Origin of the sequence: Moraxella atlantae NBRC 14588 (genome assembly GCF_001591265.1) — a bacterium.
In the GTDB taxonomy this organism is placed as follows: domain Bacteria; phylum Pseudomonadota; class Gammaproteobacteria; order Pseudomonadales; family Moraxellaceae; genus Faucicola; species Faucicola atlantae.
On sequence record NZ_BCUL01000002.1, the window covers coordinates 153,929 to 170,429 of the forward strand.

The window sequence follows — 16,501 nt, forward strand, 5'->3', positions numbered from 1 at the left end:
AATAAAAAGCCAAACACCTGCCTAGCAACATCAGGACTTGATGGCGATGTTTGGCAATCGGCGAGGTTGAGTGATTGGCGAGCTAACTGGGGTAGATCAGCTGCCCAACGATATTTACGCCCAGTGGTATCTAGCGGCGTTGGTTGCCTTTGGCGTGGTTTGCGTCATCGCTGCTGTCACCTTTTTTGAGTAGTACCAAGACCGCACCCGTGCCGCCTTGCGCAGGGGGTGCCGACACAAACGCCAACACATCACTGATTTGACGCAGCCAACCATTGACACAAGTTTTTAAAATGCTGTCCGTGCCTTTGCCATGCACGATTTTGACGCAGTTTTCGTGCTTAGCACGCGCTTGTACAATTAGCTTAGACACTGCTTCGCGCGCCTCATCAATGCTTGCGCCGTGCAAATCCACCGCGTCATACCACGTCAATTTGCCTTGTTTAAGTTGATTAAAAGTTTTGCTTGGCAGCGTTGGCACTTTGTAGCTTAAAAACGCCTCGCTAGCCACGGGGTTTAAAAGTGCCTGCATATCAGACAGCGCGTGCCCTGCGTCCTCGTCTGTGCCAACAGCAGCGGCGCGTTTGGCAAGGGTTGCCGCATCAAGTTTTGCCGTGCGGCGCGTGTTGGTAGTCGCTTGGTTGCTATCTTTCAGCGGCGTTACGCCTGCCATTGCCTGCATAAATAGCACCTTGTCATTGTCTAGGTGTTCGCTGTCATAGCGTTTGACTTGTTTAGCGATTTGTTGTTTGCTTGGCAATACAGGTGCTTGCTCGGGCTTGGCATCTGCTGCGGATGGCTCGGCATCGTGGGTTTTTGCCAAGGTAGATTTAAAGGCTTTGAGTTGGTCTTGTGCTTCTTTAGAAAATAAATTTGCCATATTTCACCCAAATTTAAAAGTTAAAAAATCAAATAATTACGATTATTGACTGACGTCATTGAGCAGCTGCGCCAATGCCGCGCCTGCATCATCAGTTTTCATAAACTGTTCACCGATCAAAAAGCCGTTGATACCATGCGCTAGCATACGCGTGATATCTGCCGCGCTGTGAATACCGCTTTCGGTGACCAACAGCTGCTCAGGCGCGAACAAAGTGCGCAGGCGTTCGGTGGTGGCAAGATCGGTGACAAACGTATGCAAATTGCGGTTGTTGATGCCATACACGGTTTGGCGATGGGCAGGCAAGCGCAAGGCACGTTCCACTTCCGCCGCATCGTGGCACTCAATCAACACACTCATGCCAAGCTCAAGTGCCAACGCGTACAGCTCTGCCGCTTGCGCGTCCGACAAACATGCCATAATCAACAGCACACAATCTGCACCCAATGCCCGTGACTGCACGATTTGGTACGGCGCAATCATAAAATCCTTGCGTAGGGCAGGTAAGTCACACGCTGCACGCGCCTGCTGCAAATATTCATCTGCGCCTTTAAAATACTCGCGGTCAGTCAGCACCGACAGGCACGCTGCGCCTGCGTTGGCATAGCCTTGTGCCGCTTGTACGGGATCAAAGTTTTGGCAAATGATACCTTTTGAGGGTGAGGCTTGTTTGATTTCGGCAATCACGCGCACACCATCTTGGCGCAGGCTGGCGGCAAAATCGCGCACAGGACTTGCAGCTTGTGCTTGCTGCTCAAGGTCGTGAAAGCTCATCTGCGCTGTGGCAGCGGCAATTTCACGCTGTTTGGTGGCAATGATATTTTGTAAAATAGAAGGCGGTTGCGGCTGCATGACAGTTATGATTTTGCTAATGATTTTGCTAATGGTAAAAAAAGTAACAATGAAACTTTAACAACAAGACACTAAAACAACAAGACACTAAAACAACAAGACACCAAAACAATAAAACGCTAAGTGGCTGGCACATCACGCGCCAAATCTTGCGTAAACGTGGCAAACGCTTGTAATTTTTGCGCCGCCGCACCACTGCTTAGCACACGCTGAGCGCGTACCACGCCCTCGGCATGGCTATCTGCTAATCCTGCAACATAAATTGCCGCACCAGCATTCAGCGCGATCATATCGGCAGCTTTTTGGGCAATCGCATCTTTGTTGTTGGCTGTGTTATTGGCTTGATCGCTGGCAATGGACTTGGTAGCAGGGGCAAACGCGGCTTGAATCAATGCCAAACTTTCGCCAGAACCATTGACCATCAAGCCTTTAAGCGGTTGCGATGTCAAGCCGACGTCTTCAGGCTCAAGGTGATACACACGCACCTGCCCGTCTTTAAGCTCAGCCACTTGCGACGGACTGGCAATCGATAATTCATCCAAACCATCCAATGACCCCACCACCATGACGTGCTTTGCACCCAAATTGTGCATGACGTGCGCCAATGGCTCACACAGCGCAGGATTGAACACGCCAATCACCGCACGACGTACACGGGCAGGATTGGTCAAAGGTCCTAAAATATTAAACAGCGTGCGCGCTTTTAACTCACGGCGCACCCCTGCAGCATGGCGCATGGCGGTGTGGTGATTGGGCGCGAACAAAAAGCCCAAGCCTTGCTCACGGATACAGCGCGTTACCGCCTCAATAGGCAAATCCAGCCGTACGCCAGCTTTTTGTAACAAATCTGAACTGCCTGAACTGGTGGAAACACCACGGCTACCGTGTTTGGCAACATGGCAACCTGCCGCTGCCGCTACCAACGCTGATGCGGTTGAGACATTAAATAAATTTGCGCCATCACCGCCCGTGCCGACGATATCGACCACGTGTGGCGTGTCCCCCAGCTCAACGGGCAATGCCAATTCGCGCATGACCTCGGCGGCGGCAGTGATTTCCTCAATACTCTCGCCCTTCATACGCAAGCCTGCCAACAGCGCACCCATCGTGGCATCACCGCATTGTCCGCGCATGATGGTAAGCATCACAGCACGCATTTGCGCGCGCGTCAAATCAATGCCATTGAGCACCTGCGCCAGCGCGCCCGTCATCAGCGTTTGCGTTTGCGCTTCGTCCAGCGTTTGCCCCGTGTCGATAAGGCGAACAAGATCGCTAAAATGAGTAGGGAGGGTTGTTTGCGCGGCTTGAGTTTGCGTTTGCGCTTGAATTTGCGTAGCCATTTTAACATCACTATTAAAATTTTCCGTTACCCAACCTGTTTTACCCGTATTTAGTTAGTTTGCTGACCAAACCCAATGGATAAAACGTGACAAGTTTTTAGGCTGCATATTGTAGCAAAAAATTGACAAGGGTAGGGAGTGTTAATATTGAGGATTATGAAACGCGCGTATCAGTGTGGTTAATTGGCTTAGCGGCGGATTTTTGCTGATTGTCAAGACTTGTTAAATTACCCAAAACGGCATACACTAAGCATTTGAATGTAGGCATTTGCATTGCGCCTATCAGCGCATACAACATAGCCGTGATGATTTGGACGCTATAGGACACCTCGCATGAGCAACAAACTGCTTGACCTTATCCAATCTAGTGACGCAAAGTGGGTGGATTTTCGCTTCACCGATACACTGGGTAAAGAACACCACGTCAGCTTTCCTGCACATGATGTGGATGAGGACGTGCTTGAAGAAGGCAAGATGTTTGATGGCTCATCCATTGCAGGGTGGAAGGGCATTGAAGCGTCGGATATGATTTTGCTGCCCGATGCTGAGACTGCGTTTATTGATCCGTTTTTTCGTGAAACCACCGTGGTGGTGAGCTGCGATGTCATCGAACCTGATACCTTGCAAGGTTATGACCGCGACCCACGCTCTATCGCGCGTCGTGCTGAAGCCTACCTAAAATCAACAGGCATTGGTGATACAGCATTTTTTGGCCCAGAGCCAGAGTTTTTTGTCTTTGATGAAGTCAAATGGTCGATTGACATGTCAGGTGCGCGCCATACCATCTATGCCGATGAGGCCGCATGGAGCACCGACAAAGACATCGCTGGGGGTAACTCAGGGCACCGTCCACGCGTCAAAGGCGGATATTTCCCCGTACCACCTGTGGATTCAGCGCAAGATATGCGCGCCGATATGTGCGCCGCAATTGAAGCGATGATGGGGCCAGGACGTGTTGAGGTACATCACCATGAAGTGGCACCGTGCCAAATGGAAATTGGCGTGTCATTTAACACCATGGTGCGTAAAGCCGATGAAGTGCAGCAGCTTAAATATGCGGTGCACAACGTTGCCCACGAATATGGCAAAACTGCAACCTTTATGCCAAAACCTGTTGTGGGTGATAATGGTTCGGGCATGCACGTGCATATTTCAATCTCAAAAGACGGCAAAAATACCTTTGCAGGCGATGAATATGCAGGGCTGTCAGAGACCGCACTGTATTTTATCGGCGGCGTGATCAAACACGCACGCGCGCTTAATGCTATTACCAACCCTTCAACCAACAGCTACAAACGCCTTGTGCCACACTACGAAGCACCGATTAAACTGGCGTACTCTGCGCGTAACCGCTCGGCATCGATTCGTATTCCTTATGTGTCAACCCCACGCGCCAAACGCGTCGAGGTACGCTTTCCTGACCCTGCGGCAAACCCGTATTTGTGTTTTGCCGCGCTCTTGATGGCAGGGCTAGATGGTATTCAAAATAAAATCCATCCTGGTGAAGCCGCGGACAAAAACTTGTATGATCTACCGCCTGAAGAAGAAGCCATGATCCCAACCGTGGCAGAAAACCTAGAAGTCGCTTTACAAGCCTTAAAAGACGACCATGCGTTTTTGCTCAAAGGCAATGTGTTTAGCCAAGCCATGATCGACGCATACATTGAGCTTAAAACCGAAGAAGTACAGCGTTATAACGTCACAGTACACCCGATTGAATTTGATATGTACTATAGCTGCTAATCGTGGTTTCATTGACTTCCTCCCCTCCCTAAAGTGAGGGGATTCCTTCTGCAAGACGGTGAAGCCCCACCGCAAACCTAAGACAATGGCAACCGCCCGTACGACACACCGTACATCTTAGGTTCTTATTTTAAGCTAATCCTACCGTTAGGATTGTCATAGACACGAATTAGCTTAAGTGTGTGTTTGGAAACGTCTTACCAGTTAAGTTACTGCGTACTCGCAATTTAGTCTTAACTTAACTGTGGAATGTAAGACATTGAATATAGTGAGATGAGTATAGCAAAACTCATCGCATTTAACAATTGCCTTATATCCACCGCCTGAAGTCGGTGGTTTTACGGCAACGAATGATAAAAACGTAAAAAAGGGACAATACCATGCCAACTGTTCGCGATTTTCCCTTATCTCAAGTTAGTGGGTGGGTATTGGCGGTTGTCCTTGCGGCTACGATGGGGTCGGTGATACCTGTGCAAGCAGCGGTTTATCGCAGCGTCGATAGCGCAGGCAACGTGACGTATACTGACAACCCAACCACCGCCTATCATCACAGCCATGATAGCCAAAAAATCACCTTGATGGACGCGCTGACTGGCGAGAATACACCAAGCACAAGCCATGACGTCAACCAAGGTTCAAGTGGAGCGAATAATAGCCATGCTACAGGCGCACCACCCAATGACCCAAAGTTGCGCGTCAGTCAGCAGGGCGATTATCAGCTAGCAATTCAGTCACCTGCTGTGGATACGGTGTATCGTCGTCCTGCCCAAAGTATTGATATTGCCGTCAAGGTGCGCCCAAGTCTAAAGCCGAGTGACCGCTTGGTGTATCGTGTCAATGGCAAGCACATCGCCACGACACAAGACACGCATTACCAAATCAGCACGTTAGATTTTGTGCCTGAGCAATATACCTTGACGGTAGAGATCCAAAACATCAAAGGCGCGGTGATTGCCAGTGCCAGCTGCCCGTTTTATGTGCTGCAAAATACTGCCTTGCTGCGTCAAAAACGCCAAGCCGCTGCCAAGCAAGCCGCTTACAATCGTTTACCTTGGTACCAAAAAATCTTGGTACGGCGTAACACCAACTGAGCGTTTTTTGCTAATAAAAAAAACGGTTGTTAAAGATGACAACCGTTTTTGCTTGTTTGCTAGTCAAGCGCTTAACTGGTTCAGCATTTAGCGTACCAACTGCACTGTGCCATTGACCGTGACCGTAATATTGGTATCGCCTGCTTGAAATTCTTGGTCAGCGACCGTGGTTTCCATTTTTGCCATTGCCATCATCGGCATGGCGCGTGCGCGTGGATAATAGTCATTGCCTTGGTTAAATTCAACATTCACCAGTTGGTATGATTGCGCGCCCCAAGCAGGCAGCAGGGCAGCGGCTTGCTGCTGAAAATTGCGCGACGCATCGGCCATCAAAGCTTGCTCGACTTCTTTACGTTTGGCATCTGAGACAGTAAAGTCTAAATTGTCCATTGTCATAAAGGCTTGTAAGTCAGCAATTAGCTTGCTTGCGGCTACCGTGTCGGTGCTTTTTAGATTCAGTGCGGCATTGCCCGTCCAGCCGATGATTTTTTGGTTTTTATCGTACTGTGGGTAGGTGGCTTGGTTGCCTGAGGTGACTTGCACTTGTGGGTATTTGCGCGCGATAGCCATGGCTTGATTGAGCGTGGTGGCGATTTGGTTTTGCGCCTCGGCACTGGATTTGTTTTGCACGGTTTTTGACAAACTTGCGTTGATTTGGTCATTGGCGACCTTGCGGCTGGCAGAAGTGGCAAAACTGACCAGTCCATAGTTGAGGGTATGGTTTTGCATGGTGGTGGTCGTGGTTGGTATGGGCGCAGCTTGTGCAGGCAGTGTGGCAGGCACCAACGCGCCCACCACGGCAATACTGGCTAAAAACTGAGTATTTGGGTTAAAGAATTGACGCATCATCGGCTCTCAAATTGTTAAACTAAGTTGAAATTGGCTTACTGTTGGCTAAATTGTAACAAAATTTATGTTACTGATACACCCAACAATGACAGCAAACCTGTAATCAAAATTTGGCAATATGTATGAGTAAATAAGCCAGTGCAAGCAAATAACTCGTCCAAATAGCTTGCCAAGTTGCGTCAAACGTTTTATACTAGCAACCCAGTAACCCCATTGGTAGCTTCGCAATTTGTCGCTGTGAACCCCGCCAGGACCGGAAGGTAGCAACGGTAGCAGTTTTCAAGTGTGCCGAAGATGTGCTAGTGGGGTTACTCTTTTTTTGGGCATTAAATCGTTAAATATCGGCTATGTGGCAAAATTGCCCGATCACACCGTATAGCTGTTGGCATACTTGGGTGCATTGTGCTGATAAGTGCCAAAAGCTGTGGGGCATGGCGACAAAATTTGCCAACTGCGCCGCAAAACCTGCCTGTTCTAGCAGCGTATGATATGCCAAATTTTCATCGCGCAAGGGGCTATTGCCTGCGGTGATCGTCAAACAGCGCGGCAATGGCTTGTCCGAATAATGCGCAAGGCTACCCAAATCTGTCCAATACGGTGACGCAAGCTCGCGATCATCGTGCTTGCCAAAATACCAATCGTAATTTTGCTGTAATCCTTGCACACCCAGTAGCCAAGTCCAATGATTTGCGCTGTCGCCTAGATACGTGTCGCTGGGTGCGGCATGGGCAGATGGCTGCGATAAGGTGTAATCTATAGTTAAAACTGTAATATAATAAGCATTTTAAACCAATACCACCATGCCCAAACTATACAACCAAGACTTACGAGACAGAGCCGTCAACCACTGGCAAAAGACAGGCAACAAAAGCCAAACAGCCAGGCTGTTTGAAATCAACCGCAACACCCTTAATGACTGGATAAAGCTCTATCAAGAACAAGGGAATACCAAGCCAAATTTACAAACCTTACGTCGAATCAAATGGAGTTTTAAAAAAAGACCCCGCTCTTTAAGCAAGCCGATTTACTAAAGCAAATTGGGTTTAAATTAATGCTAGGTTTATTGCTATTAACCTTGAGCATTACCGCTGACAACATCCTATTTATGGATGAAACAGGATTTTATCAAAGGCAATACTACACCCGCAGTTGGTCGCCTATTGGCAAACCTTGTTATGCCAAAATCGATGCCAATAAGGGAAAACGCTTAAACTTAATCGGAGCCATGCGACTAAATGATTTTAAAGTTATTGCTCCTGTTATCTTTGAAGGTAGTTGTAACCGTGTGACCGTTGAAAACTGGCTACACACATTAGCACAATCTTTGCCAAAAGATGAAAATGGTAATTATCCAAAACGTGTATTGGTGTTGGATAATGCCAGATTTCATCATGGTGGCGATTTAAAGCAAATTGCGGAACTTTATAATATTGAACTGACGTACTTACCGCCTTACTCACCTGAACTTAATCCGATTGAGCAGTTGTGGGCAGTCATCAAGCAAAAGGTTCGTTTAACGCTAAGCAAGTTTGATACGCTTAAGGAATGTGTTGAAAGTTGCTTGGTATAATTCGGTTTTGACTATACAAGCCCAAAAGCACAAACACCGTTGCAAAGCTTAGTAAAATAATTGGCTGTTGGAGCATATTCATCAAGCCAAGCGATTGCCCAAATACTGCAACCAATGCCCCCACTAATCCATAACTGGTTGCTACACCCACACCATAGCTACCTGTTAATAACAAGCCTTTTTTAGCAGAAGGACTATGCTGACGTGCCACAATATTCACCACGATAGGTAGCATTGGTAGTACACATGGCGTAAATGATAAACCCAACCCTGCCAAAAATAACAATAGTAATGCCCAGCCTGTATGCCGACTCAATCCAAAAATATCATTGTCACCCTGTGAGGGATGTTGAGCTGTGATGTCGGTCGTGATAGGTGGCGAGAGTGGGGCCTTGTCTGTGATAACAGGAGTGGTATTATTGGGCGATGGACGTAGGGTCGTAGGCACAGCACTAGCGGCTTGTGGCGTGATAGGCTGTAAGGTGAAATTTACTTTTTCAGGAGGGTAACATAGTCCCATCTTAGCACAGCCTTGCCACTTCACAATAGCAGGCTGTGCTTGCATAGGTTTTAATACAGAAAGTGTCGTTTTAGCAGTAAAGCTTTTATCAATAATAGGTACACGCCCGAAACTGGGGTCATTCACAAACGTGGCAGTTTGGTCAAAAACCAAAGGTGTGGCATTCACACCTTGAGGTAATTCAAGTTTGAGCTTATCTTGATATACAAAATAGCCATCTTTGACATCTGCCTGAATAGTGAGCTGATTACCTTGCTGGGTCGTTGTTATCGCAAATGCCTCTTGAACGGGCAACGGTTTGGATGGATTGGTCGTATTGGCGTTATTTGAACTAAAAATATCAGACAAATTTATAGCATGGGCTGGAGTTACCTTGATAGCTATGATAAAAACAATAGCTAATAGTTGAACTAACGAAATAAAATAACTTCGTTGATAGGAGGAAATTATATTTTTAGTTATCATATTGCTGGCACTTATAACTCATATCTTGATTCGTATTTTCGGTTTGTAGCTTAATTGAGTTTATAGATATTATTTAAGCATCTATCATAGGTGGTTCTCGACGTTTAGCTTCCAAAAAAAAGCTATCTATCAATACCAATACTACGCCAAGATTAATCGCCACATCCGCCAAATTAAAAATCGGGAAGTTCCACACATTCGCATAGTGCACATGTAGAAAATCAACCACATAGCCTAAACGCACCCTATCCATCAAGTTACCTAACGCCCCTGCCATTATCAATGCCAATCCTGCTGATAACACCCCTGTATCACGGGGTAAACGCCTTAAATAGACAATAATAAATCCACATACGCCAAATGCTAACCCACTAAAAAAGAAACGTTGCCAACCGCCTTGGTCAGCAAGAAAGCTAAAGGCAGCTCCATAGTTATGGGCTAGGGTAAAGTTAAAGATTGGCTCAATGACCGATACTGTTTGGTATAACTGAAAGTTATTTTCAACATATACCTTGGAAAGTTGGTCAATCCCAACCACCAACGCACTTAAGCCATACCATAGCCAAGCAGTTTGGGGATTTTTAATATCACTTAAGGTGTTTTTCGACGGCTGCATAACAACTCGATAAATTTAGGTATTAGGTAAATGACGACTTAACGAACTCTTTATGGTTTGGCTGTGGTTTTGACTTCATTGGCAACCATTGCCTGTAACCCATCGGGTGATAGTTTAGTTAGCAACTTGCCATTGACATAGTAAGTCGGTGTACCTGAGATTTTAATAGTTTTGGCATCGTCCATGTCTTGTTTCAGTACTTGGTTAATTTTATCACTATTCATACTGGCACGAGCTTTTTGTTCATCAAGCCCAGCCTTGATAGCCGCTTGCCAAGCCGCTTTAACTGTTTCGTCGTCATGCCACTGCGGTTGGGCTTCAAATACCGCTGCTAAAACTGGTTCGTATATACCCTGTTCTTTGGCAGTTTCTAAAATACGAGCCACTTGTTCAGAGCCTTTATGAAATAAGGTGTAACGTAGCACCAGCCTTACCTTACCATTATGCTCATTGATGATTTGTTTAACATACGGATTCATTGCCCGACACGCCTCACATGAAGGGTCAAAAAACTCTACTATAGTTACAGGGGCATCTACCTTACCAATAATAGGTGAATGCGAGCGTACTAAGGTATCTGTAGCGACTTGCTTGGCAGTAATAGTATCAGATTCGCCTTGTGGTGTAGATTGGGCATTAGTTGTAGTGGGAGTTTGGCTATTATTTGAATTAGTGGTGGTTTGTTGTCCACAAGCAACCAACGTGGCTGAAAGAGCAAGTAGCGTAGTCACTAGGGTAAGTGTAGTTTTTTTCATGAAAAATTCCTTATAGACGAGTAGCCATTTTTAGTTAAAATTTTGATTAAATAATTAAATGGATATACCACATTAGCGTTTATCCACAAAGTCCATACGTTGAATTCGCATGGCATTGATAATGGCTAATAAAGCCACACCCACATCAGCAAATACTGCCTCCCACATCGTCGCCACACCGCCAGCACCCAATATTAGTACAATAGCTTTGACCACAAATGCCAAGGTAATATTTTGCCAAACAATTTTACGGGTTTGTTTGCCAATATTAATCGCCATTGGAATTTTTGATGGTTTATCATCTTGAATGACCACGTCAGCGGTTTCAATTGTGGCATCACTGCCTAAGCCTCCCATAGCAATACCCACATCACTTAAAGCGACGACAGGAGCATCATTCACTCCATCTCCCACAAATGCCACGGTTTGTTTTTTATTGGCTTTATTAGAAGGTTGGTCTTTGATAGTTTTTAAGTGGGTTACTTTATCATCAGGCAATAAATCACCGAAATAACGTTCAATGTGTAACTTGTCGGCGACTGACTTTACTACGGCGGTTTTATCACCACTTAACATTGTAGTCGTGACCCCAAGCTGTTTTAAGGTATCAACGGCATGAGAAGCATCTGCTTTGATTTGGTCGGCAATGGTAAGAAAGCCCACATATTGCCCTGCATACGCCATAACGATGACAGTATCAATACTTTGAGCCACTTCGCTAGGATATTGAATATTAAATTTATCCAATAATTTTGCATTTCCTGCTAAAAAAGATTGCCCCTTGATACTAGCGGTTAAACCATACCCCGCAATCTCCTGCACATTGTCTAGGGCAATCGTGCTATCGACTTGCCCAACATACTCGTGGACTGCGGTAGCTATGGGATGCGTAGATTTGCTTTCTATAGCATTTAGATAGCCTAGCATCATATTTGGGTCAAAGGCTGGCTCAATGTTTACCTCTTGGACTTTGAACACCCCCTCAGTCATCGTTCCCGTTTTATCCATCACCACATTGTCAATGGTCGCTAGGGTATCTAAAAAATTACTGCCCTTAAATAAAATTCCATTACGGCTACCTGCCCCAATACCACCAAAATAGCCAAGCGGAATCGAAATCACCAAAGCACAAGGGCAAGATATGACTAAAAATACCAAAGCCCGATACAGCCAATTACTAAACACATAATCAGCCACAAAGAAATAGGGTACAAGGGTAATAGCAATCGCTAAGGCAACTACTATCGGGGTATAAATTTTGGCAAACTTACTGATAAAAAGCTCAGTCGGGGCTTTTTGGCGGGTCGCATCTTGCACTAAGGCTAAAATTTTAGACAGCTTGGAATCTTGATAAGCAGTCGTAACTCTAATTTGCACCACATTTTGTAAATTAATCATCCCTGCCAATACCACATCGCCTTGACGTTTGGTATCGGGTTTACTTTCCCCTGTCAAAGCCGAGGTATTAAATGAAGCGGTATCAGAAAGTAAGACCCCATCCAGTGCTAGCTTTTCACCTGCTTTTAGCTGAATAATTTGTTCGACACCCACGGATATAGCTTTAACAATGCTGGGTTGGTTATTTTCAATGATGGTGACCTCATCAGGACGTTGGTCAAGCAAAGCTTTGATATTTCCCTTTGCACGTTGTACTGCCATTGCTTGAAAGATTTCCCCTATAGTATAAAAAAGCATGACGGCAACACCCTCGGGGTATTCGCCAATGGCAAATGCCCCAATGGTCGCAATACCCATCAGAAAAAATTCTGAAAACCAATTGCCAGACTTGATACTTTCAAAAGCCTCTCTTAACACAGGAAAGCCCACAGGAATATAAGCAATGGCATATACAATAAAGCGTGGTATTTCCGTGAACCATACAGGTTTTATCACATGGTCAAGCACTAGCCCAATGGCTAATACCACAAAGGCAATTATCGCTGGTAAGAAAAGCTGAAACGTGGTTTTGTCACCTGTGTCATGCGACTGGTCATGCCCATCTTCATTACTGTGACCCTCATGGTTGCCATGGCTAGCGGTTATGATTTTTTCTTCCTCGTCGGTACAGCAACAATTTTTTGACATACGACACCTTTCTAATGGTTTTATTAAAGATTACCTGTTACTATAAACCCTGTAGTCACTACAGGGTCAAGTAATAATAATCCAAGTCATACGAAAAGGTCACTTATGTCTATATTTAAAATCAGCGAGTTAAGTAAAAAAACAGGGATTAATATCGAAACTATCCGTTACTATGAGAAAATTGGGGCGATAAATAAAGCCAGTCGAGGCGAAAATGCGTACCGCTATTTTAACCAGCATGCTATTGAACAATTAGAATTTATTAAAACCTGTCGTTCATTAGGTTTTACAATGCAAGAAATTAAGGCTTTTAATCAACTTAAGCAAAATCCCAACCAAAGCTGTGTGATAGCGGATAAGCTAGTTGCTAGCCATTTGGCACAGATTGAACAAAAAATACAGCAATTACAAACTATTCGAGCCTTATTACACACAATGAGCAATTGTCAACAAGATTCTGTCGATAAGTGCAAAGTAATTCATTCATTACAATTCGCACCCACTTTAATAGAAGAAGGAATTAAACTATCTACGACAGAGCTAGAGGCAATACGGTAGAGGTAACATATAATACTTGGGTATCTATATGTAGCTCATAATAGGACAGCTTACTGCCAATTCTTACTTAAGATTTCGGCTCAATCTTTTCCCCGTCTTCCTTGACAAAAGTTTGAGTTAAAGGCATATCAATCAAATCTAGCACCACCTCAGACGGACGGCACAGCTTAACCCCTTGCTTTTTACCATTTTCAGCTACCACGATTGGGCGGTTGATTAAGATTGGCTCGGCTAACATGGCTTGGATAATGTCATCATCAGTCAAATTAGGGTTATCTAACCCACGTTCGGAAAATGGTTCAACATTGACCCGCAGTAATTGCCTAGGCGTAATCCCCATTTTGGCAATCAAATCACGCAGGGTTGGCTCGGTAGGCGGATTTTCCAAATAGTGAATAACCGTTGGCTCAATGCCTTGATGTTTAATAAAAGCGAGGGTATTGCGTGAGGTACCGCAGTTTGGGTTGTGGGGGAATCTTGCGCTTGGGTTTGTTGGTTGCCATGTTAATGTCCATTTACTGAAAATCATGGACATTATCTCGCTTCATCTAAGAGTGCAGTAGAGGGGATGGTCGGGGGCTTACTAAGCAAGGATGGATACCGTTCAACTACCCACAGCTCCATGCTATACGCCTCTTAGCTATTGGTAGTTACGTTAGACCAGAAAGGCTTATAGAACTAAATATTTTTATCAATGATGGTCAGCCACAAGCAGTACGTTTTAAGAAACAACAACGTCAACCGACTAGCCCGTATGACTTCGTACTAATTGATCCTAATAAGTGGCAACAATACGAGCCATTACAGCGTTTTTATAAATATCTACCCAAACGTCCTTATTGCAGTAACTGCAAGGACAGCCAAGCCTTTATTTTAGATAAAGATAAGGCGATGAGGTTAAGCTATATCCAACCTAACCACCCTTTGTTTGCCCAGTGTTTAGCGTTTGATGTTGATGACTTGAAAGGGCGGTCAGCTTGGACAGCTTGGAAAGACTACAATCTACCCCCGCCTAACATTATTGTCAAAAATCCCCTTAAAGACAGTTGTCATTACATTTATTTGCTCAGAGTACCCGTGACCAATGCCAGAGATTTAACACAGCGAGCAGTCAAGCACCTAGATGCTATTCATAAACGTATGCGTGTTTTGATTCAAGCTGATTTGTCTTTCTGTGGCAGTCGCATAAAGAATCCATTTTCAGCTAAACATGATACCTTTGTTAGCGGTGCAGAGCCGTACACGCTTGAACAGCTTGCCGAAAATCTAGACCTATATACTGATGTATATTGGGAGGAAATCAACGCAGAGCGAGCCAAAGACAAAGAGCGTAAAAAGTTATCTATAGTTAAAACTGTAATATAATAAGCATTTTAAACCAATACCACCATGCCCAAAATATACAACCAAGACTTACGAGACAGAGCCGTCAACCACTGGCAAAAGACAGGCAACAAAAGCCAAACAGCCAGGCTGTTTGAAATCAACCGCAACACCCTTAATGACTGGATAAAGCTCTATCAAGAACAAGGGAATACCAAGCCAAAACCCTTTGCACCTGTTGGCGTAAAACACATTATCACTGACTTAATCGCCTTTGAGGACTACGTTAACGCTCAGCAATTCGACACCGCAAAACAGCTTAGAGAACAGTACTTAAAAGACCATCCTGATATCGATATTTCCTATAACGCCTTTTTACAAACCTTACGTCGAATCAAATGGAGTTTTAAAAAAAGACCCCGCTCTTTAAGCAAGCCGATTTACTAAAGCAAATTGGGTTTAAATTAATGCTAGGTTTATTGCTATTAACCTTGAGCATTACCGCTGACAACATCCTATTTATGGATGAAACAGGATTTTATCAAAGGCAATACTACACCCACAGTTGGTCGCCTATTGGCAAACCTTGTTATGCCAAAATCGATGCCAATAAGGGTAAACGCTTAAACTTAATGGGAGCTATGCGATTAAATGAGTTTAAACTCATCGCGCCTATTACCTTTGAAGGTGGTTGTAACCGTGTGATAGTTGAAAACTGGCTACACACATTAGCACAATCTTTGCCAAAAGATGAAAATGGTAATTATCCAAAACGTGTATTGGTGTTGGATAATGCTAGATTTCATCATGGTGGCGATTTAAAGCAAATTGCCGAACTTTATAATATTGAACTGATGTACTTACCGCCTTACTCACCTGAACTTAATCCGATTGAGCAGTTGTGGGCAGTCATCAAGCAAAAGGTTCGTTTAACGCTAAGCAATTTTGATACGCTTAAGGAATGTGTTGAAAGTTGCTTGGTATAATTCGGTTTTGACTATAATACCCCATCGATTAAGATTTGCCCAGTGAGCGGCACGTTGCTTGCCACTCGTCCCGAAAGCCAGTCTTGCACCAGTGTGGCAGCTATCGCGCCACCTGTGCCATCGCCTGCCGCTGTCAAATCATTCACTTCAATGCCTAACTTGGCAAGCGTTTGCACCATACCTTGTAGTACACTGTGCGCGTCATCAATTGCGGCAGGGTAGCGGTTTTCGGGCGCGCATCGATACGCAGGCGCGACAATAATTTGTCCTGTTGTAGCGGCAAGTTGGTTAAGCCAAGCGGTATACAAGCCGACGCTACCTGCCACCCCACCACCATGAAAAAACAACATGACATTGGTGTGTTGGGTAGGCGTAGGTTGCATGGTTTTGGGGATAAAAACACGCAAGGGTACGTTGTAGCCGTAAAAATGCGTGGGTGCGGTGCTCATGCTATCAAGCACTTGCACCGCTCGATGATCAGTGGTGGGCGCGGCATGTACTTGGTGTGTGATCAGCTGGGTCAATGCGTCGCGATAGGTCAGAGGCGTCGGTGTGTGCAAGGTATTGGACACAAAGCGATGATGGGCAAAAAACGCTTGTAAGTCTGTTGGCATGGGTTTGCCTAAGGCTTGAGCGGTGCAGGTGGTGGGGTTATTTGGCATGATCAATTGGTTTTTGTTGAGTATTTTTGTCAATTGATGTTAGCAAGCATACATAGAAAAATCGGCGTATAATACGCGTTTGGGCGTTTATCATAGCATAAAACGCGTATGCAACCAGCCGCTTTCATAGCGCTTTTATCATTCGTTGCCGTAAACCTGCGACTTCAGGCGGTGGATATAAGGCAATTGTTAAATGCGATGAGTTT

At 45.1% G+C, this 16,501-nt stretch carries 19 protein-coding genes and 1 other RNA gene; 9 read left to right on the plus strand and 11 right to left on the minus strand.

Annotated features, from left to right (window positions below; all coding sequences use genetic code 11):
- Positions 1–130 precede the first annotated feature (130 nt).
- The 3 genes from MA2_RS02080 to trpD form a co-directional block, all read right to left on the minus strand.
- Entirely contained in the window at positions 131–880 is a 750-nt protein-coding gene (locus tag MA2_RS02080) for a Smr/MutS family protein (protein ID WP_067055782.1), read from the minus strand.
- Between the two features lie 42 nt (positions 881–922).
- Positions 923–1,732, minus strand: coding sequence for an indole-3-glycerol phosphate synthase TrpC (gene trpC, locus MA2_RS02085; RefSeq protein WP_067055786.1), 810 nt, complete (start codon positions 1,730–1,732; stop codon positions 923–925).
- A 119-nt stretch (positions 1,733–1,851) separates the two neighbouring features.
- Positions 1,852–3,072, minus strand: a complete 1,221-nt coding sequence (gene trpD / locus MA2_RS02090; RefSeq protein ID WP_079352270.1) for an anthranilate phosphoribosyltransferase — start codon at positions 3,070–3,072, stop codon at positions 1,852–1,854.
- A gap of 333 nt (positions 3,073–3,405) precedes the next feature.
- Between trpD and glnA the strand changes: the two genes are divergently transcribed.
- Both glnA and MA2_RS02100 read left to right on the plus strand, forming a co-directional pair.
- Entirely contained in the window at positions 3,406–4,815 is a 1,410-nt protein-coding gene (glnA, locus tag MA2_RS02095) for a type I glutamate--ammonia ligase (RefSeq protein ID WP_067055789.1), read from the plus strand.
- 380 nt (positions 4,816–5,195) lie between these two features.
- A complete protein-coding gene (locus MA2_RS02100) occupies positions 5,196–5,906 on the plus strand; it encodes a DUF4124 domain-containing protein (protein ID WP_079352269.1) in 711 nt (236 codons plus the stop codon).
- 87 nt (positions 5,907–5,993) lie between these two features.
- On the opposite strand, the gene MA2_RS02105 is transcribed toward MA2_RS02100, so the two are convergent.
- On the minus strand, positions 5,994–6,755 hold the full coding sequence (locus MA2_RS02105) for an SIMPL domain-containing protein (protein ID WP_079352268.1): 762 nt from the start codon (positions 6,753–6,755) through the stop codon (positions 5,994–5,996).
- Positions 6,756–6,966: 211 nt separating this feature from the next.
- Between MA2_RS02105 and ffs the strand changes: the two genes are divergently transcribed.
- An RNA gene (ffs, locus tag MA2_RS02110) (signal recognition particle sRNA small type) lies at positions 6,967–7,063 on the plus strand.
- Positions 7,064–7,089: 26 nt separating this feature from the next.
- Here the strand turns inward: ffs and MA2_RS02115 are convergent.
- Positions 7,090–7,527, minus strand: coding sequence for an alpha/beta hydrolase fold domain-containing protein (locus tag MA2_RS02115; RefSeq protein WP_079352267.1), 438 nt, complete (start codon positions 7,525–7,527; stop codon positions 7,090–7,092).
- 28 nt (positions 7,528–7,555) lie between these two features.
- On the opposite strand from MA2_RS02115, the gene MA2_RS02120 reads away from it, so the two are divergent.
- Positions 7,556–7,786, plus strand: a complete 231-nt coding sequence (locus tag MA2_RS02120; RefSeq protein WP_067055802.1) for a helix-turn-helix domain-containing protein — start codon at positions 7,556–7,558, stop codon at positions 7,784–7,786.
- A 20-nt stretch (positions 7,787–7,806) separates the two neighbouring features.
- Positions 7,807–8,325 carry an IS630 family transposase gene (locus MA2_RS02125; protein WP_067055805.1) on the plus strand — a complete coding sequence of 173 codons (519 nt, stop codon included), beginning with the start codon at positions 7,807–7,809 and terminating at the stop codon, positions 8,323–8,325.
- On the opposite strand, the gene MA2_RS02130 is transcribed toward MA2_RS02125, so the two are convergent.
- The 4 genes from MA2_RS02130 to MA2_RS02145 all read right to left on the minus strand — a co-directional run bounded on the left by MA2_RS02130 (position 8,294) and on the right by MA2_RS02145 (position 12,766).
- Entirely contained in the window at positions 8,294–9,310 is a 1,017-nt protein-coding gene (locus MA2_RS02130) for a cytochrome c biogenesis protein CcdA (RefSeq protein WP_079352265.1), read from the minus strand. The two genes, MA2_RS02125 and MA2_RS02130, sit on opposite strands and share 32 nt — an antisense overlap.
- A gap of 73 nt (positions 9,311–9,383) precedes the next feature.
- A complete protein-coding gene (gene lspA, locus MA2_RS02135) occupies positions 9,384–9,926 on the minus strand; it encodes a signal peptidase II (protein ID WP_067055811.1) in 543 nt (180 codons plus the stop codon).
- Between the two features lie 50 nt (positions 9,927–9,976).
- Complete coding sequence (locus MA2_RS02140; protein WP_007116050.1) at positions 9,977–10,681, minus strand: DsbA family protein; 705 nt, start codon at positions 10,679–10,681, stop codon at positions 9,977–9,979.
- 72 nt (positions 10,682–10,753) lie between these two features.
- Positions 10,754–12,766 carry a heavy metal translocating P-type ATPase gene (locus MA2_RS02145; RefSeq protein ID WP_067055814.1) on the minus strand — a complete coding sequence of 671 codons (2,013 nt, stop codon included), beginning with the start codon at positions 12,764–12,766 and terminating at the stop codon, positions 10,754–10,756.
- A 105-nt stretch (positions 12,767–12,871) separates the two neighbouring features.
- Here MA2_RS02145 and MA2_RS02150 point away from each other — a divergent pair, with 105 nt between their 5' ends.
- A complete protein-coding gene (locus MA2_RS02150; RefSeq protein WP_036594787.1) occupies positions 12,872–13,324 on the plus strand; it encodes a MerR family transcriptional regulator in 453 nt (150 codons plus the stop codon).
- Positions 13,325–13,391: 67 nt separating this feature from the next.
- On the opposite strand, the gene arsC is transcribed toward MA2_RS02150, so the two are convergent.
- The gene (gene arsC / locus MA2_RS02155) at positions 13,392–13,853 is read right to left on the minus strand and encodes an arsenate reductase (glutaredoxin) (RefSeq protein WP_067055817.1); all 462 of its coding nucleotides are present in this window, start codon (positions 13,851–13,853) and stop codon (positions 13,392–13,394) included.
- Positions 13,854–14,092: 239 nt separating this feature from the next.
- On the opposite strand from arsC, the gene MA2_RS02160 reads away from it, so the two are divergent.
- The 3 genes from MA2_RS02160 to MA2_RS02170 are packed head-to-tail and all read left to right on the plus strand — an operon-like array spanning position 14,093 to position 15,633.
- Complete coding sequence (locus MA2_RS02160) at positions 14,093–14,689, plus strand: replication initiation protein (protein ID WP_506256097.1); 597 nt, start codon at positions 14,093–14,095, stop codon at positions 14,687–14,689.
- A gap of 24 nt (positions 14,690–14,713) precedes the next feature.
- Positions 14,714–15,094: a helix-turn-helix domain-containing protein gene (locus tag MA2_RS02165; RefSeq protein WP_067055824.1), complete on the plus strand. Its 381-nt coding sequence runs from the start codon at positions 14,714–14,716 to the stop codon at positions 15,092–15,094.
- A gap of 20 nt (positions 15,095–15,114) precedes the next feature.
- Positions 15,115–15,633, plus strand: a complete 519-nt coding sequence (locus MA2_RS02170; RefSeq protein ID WP_067055828.1) for an IS630 family transposase — start codon at positions 15,115–15,117, stop codon at positions 15,631–15,633.
- Positions 15,634–15,644: 11 nt separating this feature from the next.
- Here MA2_RS02170 and MA2_RS02175 read toward each other — a convergent pair whose 3' ends face one another.
- The gene (locus tag MA2_RS02175; protein ID WP_115254060.1) at positions 15,645–16,295 is read right to left on the minus strand and encodes an alpha/beta hydrolase fold domain-containing protein; all 651 of its coding nucleotides are present in this window, start codon (positions 16,293–16,295) and stop codon (positions 15,645–15,647) included.
- Between the last annotated feature and the right edge of the window lie 206 nt (positions 16,296–16,501).